Origin of the sequence: Ruegeria sp. EL01, assembly GCF_900313035.1 — a bacterium.
Classification (GTDB): domain Bacteria; phylum Pseudomonadota; class Alphaproteobacteria; order Rhodobacterales; family Rhodobacteraceae; genus Ruegeria.
Window position 1 is genome coordinate 136,972 of sequence record NZ_OMPS01000004.1, and the last position, 16,286, is coordinate 153,257.

The following is a 16,286-nucleotide window of genomic DNA, read 5'->3' on the forward strand; positions in this document are numbered from 1 at the left end:
GCGGTCAAACAGAGCGGGTGATGCCACCATCCACCCGGATATTCTGTCCGGTGATGTAACCGCCGCCCTCTGACGCCAGCATAGAAATGATCGAGGCGATCTCATCATAGCTGCGCCCGTAGCGTCCCATCGGGATGCGCGACCGAAACTCTTCTTTCTCGGGCAGGCTGTCGATGAAGCCGGGCAGCACGTTGTTCATCCGGATGTTCTCGGCAGCGTATTTGTCCGAAAACAGTTTGGTAAATGCGGCCAGCCCGGCGCGAAACACACCAGACGTCGGAAACACAGGGTCCGGTTCGAATGCGGCGAAGGTTGAGACGTTGATGATCGCTCCGCCACCCTGTGCCTGCATGATCGGCGTCACCAGACGGGTCGGACGGACTGCATTCAAAAAGTAGACCTCCATGCCTTGATGCCAATCCTTATCCGTCAATTCCAATACACCTGCGCGCGGCCCATGGCCTGCCGAGTTGACCAGCACATCAACTCTCCCCCAATGCGCCATGGCGGCATCCACCAACCCCTGAAGGTCATCATTGGACTGGTTCGATCCCGTCACGCCAACGCCGCCCAATTCTTGTGCAAGCGCCTCACCTTTGCCTGAGGAAGACAGAATGCCTACTTTGAAACCGTCAGTTGTCAACCGCCGTGCAGCGTCGGCGCCCATGCCGCTGCCGCCTGCTGTAATCAGGGCTACTTTTTCAGTCATCATTTTGCTCCATCACTTATCCGCAATCAGGATGCGCCTTGGCTCCAGATTTGACCAATCAGTTCTTCTGCCTTAATGCTGTAGAAAATCTACAGTGTGGTGCCATGCCAGCCCTTCCCCCGCTCAATGCGCTGCGCGCTTTCGAGGCCTCGGCCCGACATCTGAACTTTCGCCTTGCTGCAGAAGAGCTTGGCGTCACTCAAGGGGCAGTTGCACAACAGGTGCGCGGACTGGAGGCACGATTGGGCGAGCAGCTGTTTGACCGCCTTCCGCGCGGGCTGAACCTGACCGAGGCTGGGCGGCGTTTTCACTCACCCTTGCGCCGTGCCTTTCGATTGATCGAAGGCGCCGTTGATGAGTTTACACCCTATGCAAAGCTAACAATATCGGTCACTCCAAGCTTTGCCTCGAAATGGCTGGTGCCACGGTTGAATGATTTCACAGCTCGTCACCCTGATATCCAGGTTCAGGTTGATGCGCGTGAGAAACTTGCCGATTTCAACCGGGATGGCGTCGATATTGCAGTCCGTCAAAGCCGCAAACCGCAGGAGAAAGATCTGCACGCGGTGCCGTTGTTTTCTTGCGAGTTCATGGTCGTCTGTAACCCAGAATTAGCGCAACGCGTGACAGCTGCCTCCGATCTGAGCCGGCATGTGTTGCTCAGCGACTCTCATGGTCTTTGGCCGCTGTTTCTCGAACGTGCGGGCGTGCAGGGTAAAACCCGAATGATGAACTTCAATCAAACCAGTCTGGCAATTGATGCAGCGGTATCTGGGCAGGGTCTGGCGCTTGCAAACGAAGCCCTCGTGAGGTCCGAGATTGCATCAGGGCGTCTGGTCTGCCCGCTGGATCAGATATTGGTCGATGACCTCAGCTTTTACGTTGTAATGCCTCGAAAGCCGCGCCAACCTGACCTGGTGGTCAAGATGCGGGATTGGTTGATCTCGCAGGTCTAAAGGGCGACGACAATCTCCTCGATCTGAGCACGCAGCCATCGGTGGGCTGGATCATTCGCCGAGCGTTGGTGCCATATCATGTAGATCGAAACCGGATCACATTTGAACGGAAGCGGCGCGGCATCCAGTGACGCCAACGGGCCTTTTTTCATCAGTGCCGTGTCCGTCGAAATCAGCGTGCTGTTTTTCACAAAAGACGGTATCGCATTGAAATGGGGCAGGGTGACAATTGGCGCTCGGATCTGGCTTTGATCCACACCGCGCATCACAGCACGTGCGTTACGCCCGTCCGGAAACTGAACTTCGACATGGTCGCATTGACAGTAAGCCTGCCAGCTGTCCGGTGGCGCCCGCTTGGCGCCATCGTAGAACACCATCAGCGGGCTGGTAAGCAATCGCTTTTGCAGGATGTCGGGCCCATCCGGCGGCAACGGCGTCAGCATCAACTGGCACCGATCACTACGCAGCAGATCGGGGTCCGGGACACCCGAGGGCATGAATTCCAGCCGCAACTGAATCCCTTTCGCCCGGTTTACCCGCAGCAATTCGGGAAAGATCAACTCGCGCGGCATATCATTGGTCGCGATCCTGATGGCAATCTCTTCTGCCAGCGGGTCAAAGGGGCGTTCTTGAGTCAGGGCCCGCATTCCGTCCAGAACGCTTTGAGCAGGGTCCTTTAGGGACAGGGCGCGTTCGGTCGGGGTCAGTCCCTGACCTGACCGCACAAACAGCGGATCGCCCAGAAGCTGTCGGAGTTTTCCCAGTGTGTGGCTAATTGCTGATTGCGTCACCCCCAACCGGTCAGCCGCCTTGGAGACAGAGCTTTCTTCGAGGATAGTCAGGAATGTGCGCAGGACTTTTCCGTCCAGGTCGGTGAAATCAGTTTTGTTCATATCGTCTATGATTATTCATGAATGGATTTGCTGTCCATGGCGGGGTAGGTGATCTTAAAGAACAGGAGGCGCACGATGGGGATCCGCTTTTTCTCGGACAAAAACCGACCCGTGCATATGGGGCCTTATCCGATGGAGCGGTTGGCGCGGCAAGATCATTTGCCCGGCCTGTCCGATGTGCGACCCATGCCGGTGCTCAGTTTTCATCGACCCAATCAACCAGACAGTATCGTCAACGCGATGGGTGAGTTTCAGGCCATGATGGATGCGATCCGGAATGGGTTGGTCAATCCGTCTATGGCGGACATCCCGATTGACCCGCAGGCGCGTTCCAATCATCTGAAAGCATTTGGGTATTTCAATGATGCCTCGATGATGGGATGCGGCCCGCTGCCACCCGAGGCTTTGCTGGATCAACCTCGCCGCAACCCCGATATCGCCCGGTTGGCCCATGCCTTGCGCACGCGGCAGACCAAGACACTGGCGTCGGGCATCGACGTGATCATGGCTGATCTGAAGGACAGTATGGAGGCGACGCCGGGGCCGATTGACCGTCACCGCCATGCCATCGTGTTTTTGGTCGAGCACAACCGCGACCCTGAGCCGGACGAGCCCGGCGCGGATTGGATCATGGACGCGCAGGATCATCGCAGCTGTTTGTTGGCCACTGAAAATGCGGTTGTGATCGCCAATTACATCCGCTTGCTGGGTTTTGATGCGCGGGCACATACGGCGATGTCTTCCGAGGTCGATCTGGGAAAGCTTGCCGTGGCCGCTGGGTTGGCCTCGGTCGAAGATGGCGAGGTCGTTGTACCTTGGCTGGGGAAACGGTTTGGTCTGGCCGCAGTCACCACCGAGATGGAGGTCGCGCATGACCGGCCCCTGCAACCGATATCGCAGCAGCCGTGGTTTCGCACGCAAGGACCAGCTTGGTGGCTGGGCGCGGGGTTTGCCAAGAACGCATTAAACCGAGACGCCTATGCCAAGCGGCGCTATGCCGAAGGGGCGCATCCCTTCGAAAAGCTCAAGCGTGTGGACGATCCCACCACCTATATCGACGAACAGAATGTGGCCCGCGTCCCCAAGCGGGCGGACATGTTCGCCCGCGCGCAATTCGGCGATATGGGTAAACCTCTGCAGGATGCGGCTAAGGGTGGGCACTACGTCCGGAAATCCGCGCCAAGTTTTGCGCAACGCCGCGCTTTGGGGGCATTTGTTCTGTTGCAAGATGGGGACAGCGCCGAGGGGGCAAAACCCACGGATGCTGAACGCAATGCTGCGAATATCAAAGCCGCAAGCTATTTTCTGGGTGTCGATGCCGTGGGCCTCAGCCGCTGCCCGGAATGGACCTGGTATTCCCATGACGCCACCGGGGACGAAATCGCTCCGCCCCATGATCAGGCAATCAACATGATCATCGATCAGGGGTATGAGACTATGGAAGGTGCCAGCGGGGATGACTGGATCAGCGTCGCCCAATCCATGCGCGCGTACCTCAGGTTTTCTCTGTTGGGCGGCGTGATCGCGCAGCAGATCCGTAACCTCGGCTACAAAGCCAAGGCGCATACGGTGATGGATGGCGAGGTCCTGCAGCCTCCGTTGTTGCTGCTGTCTGGACTGGGTGAGGTCAGTCGGATCGGTGAGGTTATTCTCAACCCCTATCTGGGGCCGCGCCTGAAATCGGGTGTGGTGACGACCGACATGCCGATTGGGCATGACAAACCCATCGATTTCGGCCTGCAGACCTTCTGCGAAAGCTGTAACAAATGCGCGCGAGAATGCCCTTCAGGGGCGATCACGGCCGGTCCAAAGCTGATGTTCAACGGCTATGAAATCTGGAAATCCGACAGCCAGAAATGCGCCACCTATCGGATCACAACGCCCGGAGGATCAATGTGCGGGCGGTGCATGAAAACCTGCCCTTGGAACTTAGAGGGTATCTTCAAGGAACGCCCGTTCCGGTGGACGGCGATGAACATCCCCCAAGCCGCGCCAGCCTTGGCCAAACTGGACGATGTCGTGGGAAATGGTGGCTTGAACGACACCAAGAAGTGGTGGTGGGATATCGAGTTGCAGTCGGATGGTGCCTACCGTCCCTCGGTTCACCCTTTGAATCGGCGCGATCTGCAAAAAGACCTGGACCTGAAGTACGAGGACCAGACACTTGCCGTGTACCCGGCCTATCTGGCCCCGCACCCGTGGCCCTATCCATTTGCCATGGATCGAGAGGCCGGGATTGCCGCCTATGAGGCGATGGTTTCTGCCGATGACTACAAGGCCCGCAAGGCTGCGGGTGATATGTCTGTTGTACATCGCTATCAGATTTCCGGGGATGCCCCAGTGATGCGGGTTATGCTGTCGAAAGTCGACAAGATGACGGCAGATGTTTCGAAGTACGAGTTCTCAGCCATGGATGGTGCACCGCTGCCTGAATGGAGTGCCGGTGCGCATCTGGATGTGCTCGTCGCGCCGGAATTTCTGCGCCAATATTCCATGTCCGGTGATCCTTCGGACCGGATGTCCTACCAGATCGGTGTACTGCGCGAGGATGAAGGGCGTGGTGGATCGGCCCTGCTGCACCGGATTTTTGGCGAAGGTCGCAAGGTCTTCATCTCAAAACCCATAAATCACTTTGAGCTTGAGGAAGCGGCCACCAAGACCTTCCTGATGGGCGGAGGGATCGGCATCACGCCGATGATTGCCTTTGCCCACCGCCTGCACGCGCTGGGCAAGGAATTTGAGCTGCACTATTCTGCCAGCACCCGTTCGGCTGCAGGGTATCTGCAAGATCTGGCCGCGACCCCATGGGCAGATCATGTGCACTATCATTTCTCCGATGAAGGAACCCGCGCCAATCTGGAGACAATTTTGGCGTGCTATCAGGACGGGTGGCACGTCTATACCTGCGGTCCAGATCGTTACATGGATGGCGTGATGCAGGCAGCCGAAGCGCAGGGCTTTGCTGAAGAGGCGCGGCATCTGGAGTATTTCTCGGTCCCCGAACAGCCGGAATACGAAAATCACCCGTTTACTCTGAAACTGGCCCGCTCGGGCCGGGAACTGCCGGTGCCTGCGGACAAAGATGCAGCCCAAGTGCTGAACGAAGCTGGCATTCACGTCGATGTGAAATGCTCGGACGGGATCTGTGGCGTCTGTAAATGTGGTGTGATTTCGGGCCCGGTTGATCACCGCGATTTCGTTCTGTCCAAAAAGCAACGCGAGGGCGCGATGATCTTGTGCCAAAGTCGCGCTGCAGAACCGGATGGAATTGTGGAAGTCGATCTTTAGACGTGGTTCGGAAACGACATTCATCGATGAAAAAAATAGGTCGCTCCAGCCATGGACGCGGCCAGATTGCTGCACTAACGTCCCCTGCGAACCCCAGTGAATCCTGATCAACAGGTGCGAGGTATTTTCATGGACTATCACAGCCCTGCCAGCTTTGCCGAAGCCTCGGCTCTGGCCGCAAATGCGACGGGCATCACACGGTTTCTGGCTGGTGGCACCGATGTTCTGGTGCAACTGCGCTCGGAATTGGTGACGCCTGATACGTTAATCGACATTAAGAAAATCAACGGTGTACGCGATATCACCCGCAATGCAGACAGCAGCTGGACGCTGGGCGTCGCGGCCACCGGTGCCGAGATGAGCGAGCATGCCGAGCTTTGCAAAGACTGGCCAGGCGTGGTCGAGGCGATGGATCTGATCGGCTCGACTCAGGTGCAGGGGCGGGCGACGCTGACGGGCAATCTGTGCAACGGGTCTCCGGCTGCTGATTCCGTACCTGCGATGGTAGCGGCAAGCGTCACCGTTACGGTGACCGGACCCGATGGAGATCGCGTTGTTCCGGTCACAGACATTCCGGCCGGACCCGGCAAGACCTCCCTGACCAAGGGAGAGGTCGTGTCTGCTGTGCACATCCCGCCTCGTGGTGACAACGGCGGCGACGCTTATCTGCGGTTCATCCCACGCACTGAAATGGACATTGCCGTTGTTGGTGTGGGTGTAAACCTGCGTCTGGACGGCGAAATCATCACAGAGGCGCGTGTGTCACTGGGCGCCGTCGCACCAACTGTTTTGCTGGTCAACGACTGCGCTGAGGCGATCGTTGGCACGACACTGGATGAAGATGCCTTGGATGCGCTGGCCACCGCCGCGTCTGCCGCCTGTAACCCGATCGATGACAAGCGCGGCACAATCGCATTCCGGACCGAAGTCGCCGGCGTTCTGGCCAAGCGCGCTGCAAAAATCGCCTATGCCCGCGCAAAGGGAGACCACGCATGAGCAAGTTTCACGTATCCACCACCGTGAACGGAGACACGGTAGAATACCTCTGCGATCCACGCGAAACCTTGCTGGATTGTCTGCGCGACAAGTTGAACCTGACCGGCGCCAAAGAAGGCTGTGGCACCGGCGATTGCGGCGCGTGTTCGGTCACGGTTGACGGTCGTCTGGTATGTTCTTGCCTGATGCTGGGTGTTGAAGCAGACGGCAAGCAGATTGAAACCGTTGAAGGCATCGCCGAAGGTGACATTCTGCACCCGCTACAGAAGAAGTTCATCGAATATGCTGCCCTGCAGTGTGGCATCTGCACTCCGGGCATTCTGGTTGCGGCCAAGTCGCTGTTGGAAAAGAACCCCAATCCGACCGAGGAAGAGACGCGGTATTGGCTGGCAGGAAACCTCTGCCGTTGTACCGGATATGACAAGATCATTCGCGCCGTAATGGATACGGCTGCTGACCTGCGGGAGGCTTCGTAATGGCACTCGACGATCGCAAATCTGAATTCAACTTTGTGGGTACACGACCGGATCGTCCGGACGGGTTGGATAAAGTTACGGGCCGCGCCAAATTTGGTGCCGATATTTCTGCGCCGGGCATGTTGCATGGCGCGATCCTGCGCTCGCCCCATGCCCATGCGCGGATCATCAAAATCGACACGTCCAAAGCCGAGGCGCATAAGGACGTCAAAGCCGTTGTAACACGTGCGGATTTTGCTGATGTTCCGTTCAAGCCAGGTCTGGAAGGCGAATTCTGGAACGTCCTTGAAAATGTCATGGCAGGCGAGAAGGCGCTGTATGATGGCCACGCGGTGGCGGCTGTTGCCGCAACTTCGGCGCTGGCGGCGCGCGATGCGCTGAGGTTGATCGAGGTCGAATACGAGGTGCTGCCGCATGTCACCGATGTCGACAAAGCGATGGCATCGGACGCACCGGTCATCCGCGAAGGGGCGGCGGATTATTCGGTGTCGGAAGGGATGCACCCGAACGTCGTGCGCTATCACGAAAGTGGTCACGGCGATGTCGAAGCCGGTTTTGCCGAGGCAGATCTGGTCATCGAAGACAGCTTTGCTACCGAGGCGACCCATCAGGGCTATATCGAACCGCATGCCTGCCTGGGTATGTTGGGCAATGACGGCAAGGGTGAACTGTGGTGCACCACGCAGGGGCATTGGATCGCGCAAAAGACCTGTGCTGCACTGCTGGGGATCGAGACCTCGCAATTGCGCGTGACCGCGTCCGAAATTGGCGGCGGTTTTGGTGGCAAGACCACCGTATTCATCGAACCGGTCGCGCTCGCGCTGAGCCGCAAGGCGAACCGTCCGGTCAAAGTTGTGATGACCCGGTCCGAGGTGTTCCGGGCGACTGGCCCGACCTCTTCGGCGTCGATGGACATCAAGATAGGGATGAAGAAAGACGGCACAATTACCGGGGCGCAGGGCATCTTCCGTCTGCAGGGCGGGGCGTTCCCCGGCGCACCGGGGGACATGACCGCGATGTGCGGTTTCGCGCCCTACAACCTGACCAATGTGCATCAGGTCGGGTATGACGTCATGGCTAACCGTCCAAAACAGGCAGCATATCGCGCGCCGGGCGCGCCGATGGGGGCTTTCGCCGTCGAGTCGGTCATTGATGAGCTGTGCAATCAGTTGGATCTCGACCCCCTTGATGTACGCCTGAAAAACGCAGCTTATGAAGGCACCAAGGCCAGCTATGGCCCGCGCTACGAACGCATCGGTCTGGTTGAAACATTAGAGGCCGCCAAGGCACACCCGCATTACGCGGCTCCGTTGAAACCGGGTCAAGGGCGCGGGATTTCCTGCGGTTTCTGGTTCAACCACGGCGGAGAGACGTCGGTGTCCTTGGCCTTGTCGGAAGACGGCTCAGCGCAGCTGATGGTGGGTACGCCAGATATCGGCGGCTCGCGCGCGTCAATGGCGCTGATGGCGGCCGAGGTTCTGGGCATTCCGTATGAAAACATCCGGGTGACCATCGCAGACACCGCGACACTTGGTTACAACGACGTATCCCATGGGTCTCGCGTCACCTATGCCAGCGGTCTGGCGACGATCAAGGCGGCGCATCACGCGGTCGACAAACTGTCTGAACGGGCGGCGGCCAAATGGGGCATCCCGGTTGATGCAGTGAAATGGGAAAACGGCAGTGCGGTGCCTTCGGGGCCCAACGCGGGCGATTTTGACCCGATGCCTTTGGCGGACATCACCGCGGATATGGGCTCAACCGGTGGCCCGATCTCGGGCCATTTCGAGGCCACTCCCGAAGGTGCTGGCGTGTCCTTTGGCACCCATATAGTTGATGCCGAGGTGGATCCGGAAACCGGCAAAACCTCCGTCACGCGCTACACAGTCATCCAGGACGCAGGCAAGGCCATCCATCCAACTTACGTGGAAGGTCAGTATCAAGGCGGCGCTGCACAGGGTATCGGTTGGGCGCTGAACGAGGAATATATATACGGCGACGATGGCCGTCTGCAGAATTCGATCTTCCTTGATTACCGCATCCCCGTGGCCAGCGACTTGCCAATGATCGACACAGTGATTGTCGAAGTGCCCAACCCGGGCCACCCCTTTGGTGTGCGCGGCGTGGGAGAGACAGGCATCGTGCCGCCTCTGGCCGCTATCGCCAATGCGGTGTCCAACGCGGCTGGCGTCAGAATGCGCCAACTGCCAATGTCACCGCCCCGTATTCTGGCGGCCCTTAAGGACAATGGTTGAGGTTCACCTTTGGTCCGGCCTCCGGTCTCTGACCGGGGGTCTGGAAGTGGTTGAGGTCAAGGCGGCAACCACGGGCGAATTGCTACGGGAACTGGTTCGTGTCCATCCGCAATTGCAGGGCCCGATTGATGCCGGAGTGTCCGTCGCAATCGACGGCCGTGTCATCGCTAGCGGTTTGACCGAACCCATTCCCGAAGGCAGCGAAGTTTACCTGATGCAGCGCCTCAGGGGTGGTTAGGGCTGGGGTGACCAAGGCTCTCGTCCAACCATCCGGTCAGCTTCGGCGGTGATATCATTCATGTGCTGTTCCAGATCAAGTCTCAGGGCTTCAATCTGTTCCTCACTGGCCTTACGCGGGACGGTTTCCGTCCATTCCCGACACAGAAACACACCATCATTGCGCCACACTCGCGGCATCAAAAGTCGGTCCCAAGTTCCAGCCTCGCGACCATGGCGAGCAGAATAGGTGATGCCGAACACCCGTTTCCCGGATGCGCGGGCCCAGATCAGCGGCACAGTCGATAGAACACGCTCTGGTCCGCGCGGGCCGTCGGCGGCAATCCCAATGGAAATCCCCTGTTTCATCTTGCCCAGAACTTCACGCGACAGGGCGACGTGGCGCTTGTGGCTGGACATGGCGATCGTGTCCATCCCGAACAATCGCTGTACCCGCCCCACCATGCTGCCCGCCCGGGCCGAGGACGTGATCGAACAGATGCGCCCTTTGTCTAGCGGAAAAAAATAAGGCGATTGCGCCAGTCGCTGATGCCATAGCACCACGATGACGGGTTTCCCGTGTTCGGCCAGCTGATCCAGTTCTTCGTATCCGATGCGCTGCCAGTGCGTGTTGCGATGCACCATCCGGATATAGCTGGCAATCCGCCGCGCGACCCAGTTCAGAACGGCTTCGCTGTCTGCGATCTTTTTGCGGATGTTCACGCGGGGTTCCTTTTCCTGACCGGATCTTGTCTTAACCAACTGCACGTCATGCGCAACTTGTTTGTCCGATTGCGAAGTGTATCGGAATCTGAAAAAGCCTCTTGAGTCCGCCGCGCGGCTGGCATATCTGAGGCGCACGATAGGGGTATAGCTCAGTTGGTAGAGCGACGGTCTCCAAAACCGTAGGTCGAGGGTTCGAACCCTTCTGCCCCTGCCATTCTCAACAACATTTCCGCGCGAGCGTTAGCCTGGATTGTTGAAAGATGTAAGCCGGTGGGTCAATCCCGGTTTCCACTGCTGGGCGAATGGCTTATGGTCGCCGCGAGTTAGATAGACCCGAGTGAGGATACATGTCGCGTTTCGATGGCTACTTCCTGCGACAATTGTTGGTCCTGTTCGGCTTTTTCACTTTGGTTTTGGTTGGCGTATTCTGGATCACCCGATCAGTCAGCCTGTTTGACAGGGTGATCAGCGGCGGCCAGTCGGCAATGGTGTTTCTTGAATTTACGGCCCTGACCCTTCCGACACTGATCCGCACCGTGATGCCCATGGCGGTGTTTGCAGCCGCTGTCTATGCAACCAACCGTCTGAGCCGGGAAAGTGAGTTGACAGTAATGTTGGCCACCGGGTCCAGCCCGTGGCGTCTAGCACGAGCGGTGGTTCTGTTTGGCTTCGTAACCGGCTTGATGATGGCGATTATAAGCGTCTTTTTGCGCCCCGCCTCGGTCGAACAGCTGGAAGTGCGACAGGCCGAAGTGGCCGGGGACGTCACTGCGCAGTTGTTGAATGAGGGCGAGTTCCTGCACCCTGCCGAAGGTGTGACGGTCTATATTGGTCGGATCGATCTGGATGGAACCCTGCACGAGGTGTTTGTGTCGGATCGGCGCGACGCCGTAGACGCGGTCAGCTATTCCAGCGCGACTGCCTATCTGGTCAACAGCGACTTGGGTATTCATCTGGTGATGGTAGACGGAATTGCCCTGCGCCTTGATAAGCAGGGACGCACGCTTTCCTCCACCCTCTTCCAGGATGCGTCGTATGACATCTCTGAACTGACGAGCACCGGATCAATGGCCCGGCGTAGCCTCGAGGCCATTCCAACAATCGAATTGATGCAGGATCGCGATACCGTGGCTGCAAATGAGGATTTCTCTCGGGGGCAAATGGTTGAAGAACTGCATCAGCGATTTTCTTGGGTTGCCATTTGCATCGCTGTATCGCTGGCCGGGTACTCGACCCTGATGCTGGGTAGCTTTTCCCGATTTGGGCTCTGGCCACAAATCCTGGGCGCTTTTACGATTCTGGTCTTGTTGGAAGGGGTCCGAGGATTTGTATCACCCTTGGTGGTCGATGACCCAAGGCTGTGGGGTCTGTTGTATCTGCCAGCAGTTATGGGCGTACTCATATCGTGTTTGTTTTTGATTTTCGCGGGGCGACCGTTGCTGCGAAAGCGTGATCCTGGTGGCAAGGCTGAGCCTTCGCCTGCTTGATATCAATCGCAAAGGTTTGACAGGTTGCGTGGAACTTCGTTTTCTGTGCGCCAAGAGACAACCGAAAGGACAAGTCATGCTGGACAAAAGCCACAAGCCGACATGGACCAGTTTCGAAGAGGCAACCAAGGCTGATTGGGACGCGGTCATGGAATATGAAGAGGCTTACAATGCCGCTCTACCAGACCGAATTCTCGATGCCATTCGGTCACTGGATGAGGATTGGACGCCCTATCCAGTCAACCGGTATCAGCACAGTCTTCAGGCCGCGACCCGTGCCTATGAAGACGGTGCGGATGAAGAGCTGGTGGTCGCGGCACTGATCCACGACACTGGCGATATCCTGTCTCCCTACAACCATGGTGAGCTGTCGGCAGCGATGATGAAGCCCTATGTCAGCGAGAAAACCCATTGGATTCTCAAGCATCACTGCGTGTTTCAGGGCTATTACTACAACCATCACCTTGGCGGCGACCGGAACGCGCGCGACAAGTATCGCAACAGCCCGTATTGGGAGGATTGCCGGTACTTCTGCCATGAATACGATCAGAAGGCGTTCGACCCGGACTACTCGACGAAGCCGCTGGAGTTCTTTGAACCTATGCTGCGCCGCGTCCTGAACAAGGGCGAGGGGCATATGGAGTTGAACGAGACCGTCGAGGGTTAACAGGCAGCCATCAGGCGATAGACGATTTGCGCAGCGGTGAAGTCCCAGGCCGCATTGCCGTCAGGGGCCAATTCGACCACATCGAACCCGACGCATCTGCGGCCTTTCAGTGCGTGTTCGACCAGTCGAAGCGCCTGATAGTATCCCAACCCACCGGGCACCGGCGTGCCGGTGGCGGGCATTTGCGACGGGTCCAATCCGTCTACGTCAAAGCTGATGTAGATCAGTTCCGGAAAGTCATTGGGCAGGTCTACGGCGTGGATGTTGCCGGTGACCAACTCCTCGGCATCGATGTGGAAGACATGGTTTTTCAAACGACTTTGGACCTCTTCGGTTGAAAAGGCCCGGACACCGAACTGGGCCAGCCGAATGCCTTCCTCGGCCAACAGATGCATGACCGAGGCGTGAGAGTGCTTTTCTCCCTGATAGGCGTTACGCAGGTCGGCATGGGCGTCGATTTGAACGATGCCAATCGGGTGCCCCAACGCGCGGACCACACCCGTCACCGCGCCGTAGGACAGTGAGTGCTCTCCGCCCAATGCAACTGGCACCTTGCCTGCCCGTATGGCGGCCTCGGTGCGCTGTGCAAGGCGTTCCATGACCTCGGGCAGAGGGCCATCGCAGTCCAACGGCTCTTCCGTGAAGATGCCCTCAACACAAGGCTCGGCGTGGCCGGTGATGCGTTCCAGTTCGTTGCTGGCTTCGATGATCGCCTCGGGACCTTTGGCAGTACCGGAGCCGTAAGACACGGTGCGCTCCAACGGCACCGGGATCACGCGAAAGCGCGCGTTGTCGGAGCGTTCCGAGGCGGTCAGTTCACTGTCGAGGAATATGCTCATGAGAGCCTCTCTTTGAAGTCGTCATAGCCGAACTGCCTGATGATCTTCAACTCGTCCGTTTCGCTGTTCCACAGAGCTATTGTGGGCAGGGGCACGCCGTTGAATGTGTTGGTTTTGACCATCGAATAATGCGCCTGATCCAGAAAGGCAAAGCGCTGGCCGATCTCAAGTGGCTGGCCCCATGTGTAGTCGCCGATTACATCGCCTGCTAGACAGGACGGGCCGCCCAGACGGTAGGTATGACCCGCCTCGGCCTCATCCATCAGGGCCGGACGATACGGGGCCTCGATCACGTCAGGCATATGGCAGGTGGCCGAAATATCGGTGATCGCCAAGCTCATGCCGTTGATCGGCAGGTCGAGGATTTCACCGACCAATATGCCGGCGTCCAGCGCCACGGCTTCGCCGGGTTCGAGGTAAACGTCGATGTCGTGTGTCGCGCGAATGTCTTTGATGAAAGCGATCAGCCCGTCGCGATCATAGTCGTCACGGGTGATATGGTGGCCGCCGCCGAAGTTTAGCCATTTGAGCTGATCCATGAACGGGACGAGTTTCAATTGGACAGCGTCCCATGTGCGCTGCAAAGGCTCGAACCCTTGTTCGCAAAGGGTATGCATGTGCAGGCCATCGACGCCGTATAGCGCCTCGGCGGTCAGTTGGCTGACCGGAGTACCCAAACGCGAGCAGGGGGCGCAGGGGTCGTATTTGGGGATCTCGCCTTCGGACTGTTCGGGGTTGATGCGCAGGCCGACTTGCACCCCAGCGGCTTGGGACTTGGCGAGAAAGCGGTGTTTTTGCGCCGGAGAGTTGAAGATGATGTGGTCGGACAGCGACAGGATTTCGTCGATATCGGAGTCTTTGTAGCCAGCGCAGAAGGTTGCGACCTCGCCGCCATATTCCTCGCGGCCCAGGCGCGCCTCAAAGATGCCACTGGCGCAGGTGCCGCCGAGGTGCTGGCGTATCAGCGGGGCCAGCGAGAACATCGAGAACGCCTTGAGCGCGCTCAGGACATGAGCGCCGGATCGGGTGCCGATGTTTGAAAGGATCGCCAGATTGCGTACCACGGCTTTTTCGTCAACCACAAAGCAAGGGGTTGGCACGCGGGCCAGGTCGAAATTGCGGAAGGCTCCGGCGTCGCCTGCCTGGGTGGTCATCATATCGGACATATCAGGGGTCTCTATTGGATGGAGAGGTCGGGGGCTTTGCCCCCGGACCCCCGGAGTATTTGGGAAAAGATGAAGGTGGCTTCAGAACTCGACCGGACCGTCGAGTTCGTGGACCTGCCACGGCAGGCCGTGTTCGTTCAGCATGTCCATGAAGTCATCTGGATCGAGCTGTTCCATGTTCCAGACACCGGGCTGCACCCAGTTGCCTTTCAGCACCTGCGCCGCGCCGATCATGGCGGGGACGCCGGTGGTGTAGCTGACCGCCTGGCTGCCGACTTCGGCAAAGCAGTCTTCGTGGTCGCAGATGTTGTAGATGTAGTAGGTCTTTTCGCCCGAGCCATCCTTGGCCTGACCCGTGGCGATGTCGCCGATGCAGGCCTTGCCCTTGGTTTCTTCGCCCAGATCGCCGGGATCGGGCAGCAGGGTTTTCAGGAACTGGATCGGGATGATTTYCTTGCCGTCATGCATCACTGGATCGATGCGGGTCATACCGACGTTTTCCAGCACTTTGGCATGGGTGATATAGGCGTCGCCGAAGGTCATCCAGAAGCGGGCGCGCTCGATCTCGGGGAAGTGGGTCGAGAGCGATTCCAGTTCTTCGTGATACATCAGGTACATGTTCTTTGGCCCAATGGCGGGAAAGTCGTATTCGACCTTATGGGTCATGGCGGGGCTGTGGTGCCATTTTCCGTTTTCCCAGTGCCGTACTTCGGCCAACACTTCGCGCAGGTTGATTTCCGGGTTGAAGTTGGTGGCAAACTCCTGATCGTTGGTGCCGCCATTGGCGTCCAGCACGTCGATCTGGCGGATCGTGTCCAGCTTGTGTTTCTTCAGCCAGGTGGCGAACACTGATGTGACGCCGGGATCGAAGCCCGAACCGAGGATGGCGGCCAGACCCGCCTCTTTGAACTTGTCCTGATAGGCCCATTGCCAGTGATATTCGAACTTGGCCTCATCCTCGGGCTCATAGTTTGCGGTGTCGAGATAGTGGATACCGGCCTCAAGGCAGGCGTCCATCAGCACCAGATCCTGATAGGGCAGGGCAAGGTTCACCAGCAGTTCGGCCCCGGTTTGCTTGATCAGCTTGACCGTGTCCGCCACTTTGTAGGCGTCCAATTCCGCTGTGGCGATATCAACCCCGGCACGGGTTTTGACCGCTTTGGCGATGGCGTCACATTTCGATTTCGTGCGGCTGGCCAGAGTGATTTCTGTGAAGATGTCCGAATTCATTGCCATCTTGTGCACAGCGGCGTGGGATACGCCGCCCGCGCCGACAACCAGTGTTTTGCCACTCAAAGTGCCCATGGGGGTGATCTCCTCTCAGGGGGGTTATTCGTAATAGGTGTAGCCGTTGATCGAGTCGCGATAAGCGCTCATCAGGGTTTTGCAGTCGTTGGCTTTCTCATCGTCCACTCCTCAGTGGTTGCTGATGAGCCAAGAACATTCCCTTATCAAATACCGTTAAATCGACCCATAGGCGCTGATGTCAGACATTCGACAATGGCAACAGGTAATGGTGTCTGTGATGCGGGACAGGCCAAACCGCTGAGAAAAGATGAGAATCTATTGTTCCCAAAACATATCTCGTTGTTCGGGCCTGCCCCTTTAGTCT

General features: G+C 58.0%; 14 protein-coding genes and 1 tRNA gene. 9 read left to right on the top strand and 6 right to left on the bottom strand.

Features of this window, described 5'->3' with window-relative positions; all coding sequences use genetic code 11:
* Nucleotides 1–4: 4 nt before the first annotated feature.
* Entirely contained in the window at nucleotides 5–712 is a 708-nt protein-coding gene (locus D9K61_RS03815) for an SDR family oxidoreductase (protein WP_120631923.1), read from the bottom strand.
* 101 nt (nucleotides 713–813) lie between these two features.
* On the opposite strand from D9K61_RS03815, the gene D9K61_RS03820 reads away from it, so the two are divergent.
* Nucleotides 814–1,665: a LysR substrate-binding domain-containing protein gene (locus tag D9K61_RS03820; RefSeq protein ID WP_120631924.1), complete on the top strand. Its 852-nt coding sequence runs from the start codon at nucleotides 814–816 to the stop codon at nucleotides 1,663–1,665.
* Here D9K61_RS03820 and D9K61_RS03825 read toward each other — a convergent pair.
* Nucleotides 1,662–2,558 carry a LysR family transcriptional regulator gene (locus D9K61_RS03825; RefSeq protein WP_120631925.1) on the bottom strand — a complete coding sequence of 299 codons (897 nt, stop codon included), beginning with the start codon at nucleotides 2,556–2,558 and terminating at the stop codon, nucleotides 1,662–1,664. The genes D9K61_RS03820 and D9K61_RS03825 overlap by 4 nt on opposite strands.
* A gap of 75 nt (nucleotides 2,559–2,633) precedes the next feature.
* Here D9K61_RS03825 and D9K61_RS03830 point away from each other — a divergent pair, with 75 nt between their 5' ends.
* The 5 genes from D9K61_RS03830 to D9K61_RS03850 all read left to right on the top strand — a co-directional run bounded on the left by D9K61_RS03830 (nucleotide 2,634) and on the right by D9K61_RS03850 (nucleotide 9,811).
* Nucleotides 2,634–5,846 (top strand): reductive dehalogenase, encoded by a 3,213-nt coding sequence (locus tag D9K61_RS03830; RefSeq protein ID WP_120631926.1) that lies wholly within the window; start codon nucleotides 2,634–2,636, stop codon nucleotides 5,844–5,846.
* Between the two features lie 129 nt (nucleotides 5,847–5,975).
* A complete protein-coding gene (locus D9K61_RS03835) occupies nucleotides 5,976–6,842 on the top strand; it encodes a xanthine dehydrogenase family protein subunit M (protein ID WP_120632096.1) in 867 nt (288 codons plus the stop codon).
* Nucleotides 6,839–7,318 carry a (2Fe-2S)-binding protein gene (locus tag D9K61_RS03840; RefSeq protein WP_120631927.1) on the top strand — a complete coding sequence of 160 codons (480 nt, stop codon included), beginning with the start codon at nucleotides 6,839–6,841 and terminating at the stop codon, nucleotides 7,316–7,318. The genes D9K61_RS03835 and D9K61_RS03840 overlap by 4 nt, the downstream gene beginning before the upstream one ends.
* Nucleotides 7,318–9,573 (top strand): xanthine dehydrogenase family protein molybdopterin-binding subunit, encoded by a 2,256-nt coding sequence (locus D9K61_RS03845; RefSeq protein ID WP_120631928.1) that lies wholly within the window; start codon nucleotides 7,318–7,320, stop codon nucleotides 9,571–9,573. Before D9K61_RS03840 ends, D9K61_RS03845 begins: the two co-directional genes overlap by 1 nt.
* Nucleotides 9,566–9,811: a MoaD/ThiS family protein gene (locus tag D9K61_RS03850; protein ID WP_120631929.1), complete on the top strand. Its 246-nt coding sequence runs from the start codon at nucleotides 9,566–9,568 to the stop codon at nucleotides 9,809–9,811. Before D9K61_RS03845 ends, D9K61_RS03850 begins: the two co-directional genes overlap by 8 nt.
* On the opposite strand, the gene D9K61_RS03855 is transcribed toward D9K61_RS03850, so the two are convergent.
* On the bottom strand, nucleotides 9,808–10,512 hold the full coding sequence (locus tag D9K61_RS03855; protein ID WP_162946729.1) for a lysophospholipid acyltransferase family protein: 705 nt from the start codon (nucleotides 10,510–10,512) through the stop codon (nucleotides 9,808–9,810). The two genes, D9K61_RS03850 and D9K61_RS03855, sit on opposite strands and share 4 nt — an antisense overlap.
* A 141-nt stretch (nucleotides 10,513–10,653) precedes the next feature.
* Between D9K61_RS03855 and D9K61_RS03860 the strand changes: the two genes are divergently transcribed.
* From D9K61_RS03860 to D9K61_RS03870, 3 genes are all read left to right on the top strand, one after another.
* Nucleotides 10,654–10,729 (top strand) — tRNA-Trp (locus D9K61_RS03860).
* Between the two features lie 133 nt (nucleotides 10,730–10,862).
* Nucleotides 10,863–12,002 carry an LPS export ABC transporter permease LptF gene (lptF, locus tag D9K61_RS03865; protein WP_120631931.1) on the top strand — a complete coding sequence of 380 codons (1,140 nt, stop codon included), beginning with the start codon at nucleotides 10,863–10,865 and terminating at the stop codon, nucleotides 12,000–12,002.
* Nucleotides 12,003–12,078: 76 nt separating this feature from the next.
* Nucleotides 12,079–12,669 carry an HD domain-containing protein gene (locus D9K61_RS03870; RefSeq protein ID WP_120632097.1) on the top strand — a complete coding sequence of 197 codons (591 nt, stop codon included), beginning with the start codon at nucleotides 12,079–12,081 and terminating at the stop codon, nucleotides 12,667–12,669.
* Here the strand turns inward: D9K61_RS03870 and speB are convergent.
* The 3 genes from speB to D9K61_RS03885 form a co-directional block, all read right to left on the bottom strand.
* Nucleotides 12,666–13,508 carry an agmatinase gene (speB, locus tag D9K61_RS03875; protein ID WP_120631932.1) on the bottom strand — a complete coding sequence of 281 codons (843 nt, stop codon included), beginning with the start codon at nucleotides 13,506–13,508 and terminating at the stop codon, nucleotides 12,666–12,668. The genes D9K61_RS03870 and speB overlap by 4 nt on opposite strands.
* Complete coding sequence (gene nspC / locus D9K61_RS03880) at nucleotides 13,505–14,674, bottom strand: carboxynorspermidine decarboxylase (RefSeq protein WP_120631933.1); 1,170 nt, start codon at nucleotides 14,672–14,674, stop codon at nucleotides 13,505–13,507. The genes speB and nspC overlap by 4 nt, the downstream gene beginning before the upstream one ends.
* A gap of 81 nt (nucleotides 14,675–14,755) precedes the next feature.
* The gene (locus D9K61_RS03885) at nucleotides 14,756–15,979 is read right to left on the bottom strand and encodes a saccharopine dehydrogenase family protein (RefSeq protein WP_120631934.1); all 1,224 of its coding nucleotides are present in this window, start codon (nucleotides 15,977–15,979) and stop codon (nucleotides 14,756–14,758) included.
* Between the last annotated feature and the right edge of the window lie 307 nt (nucleotides 15,980–16,286).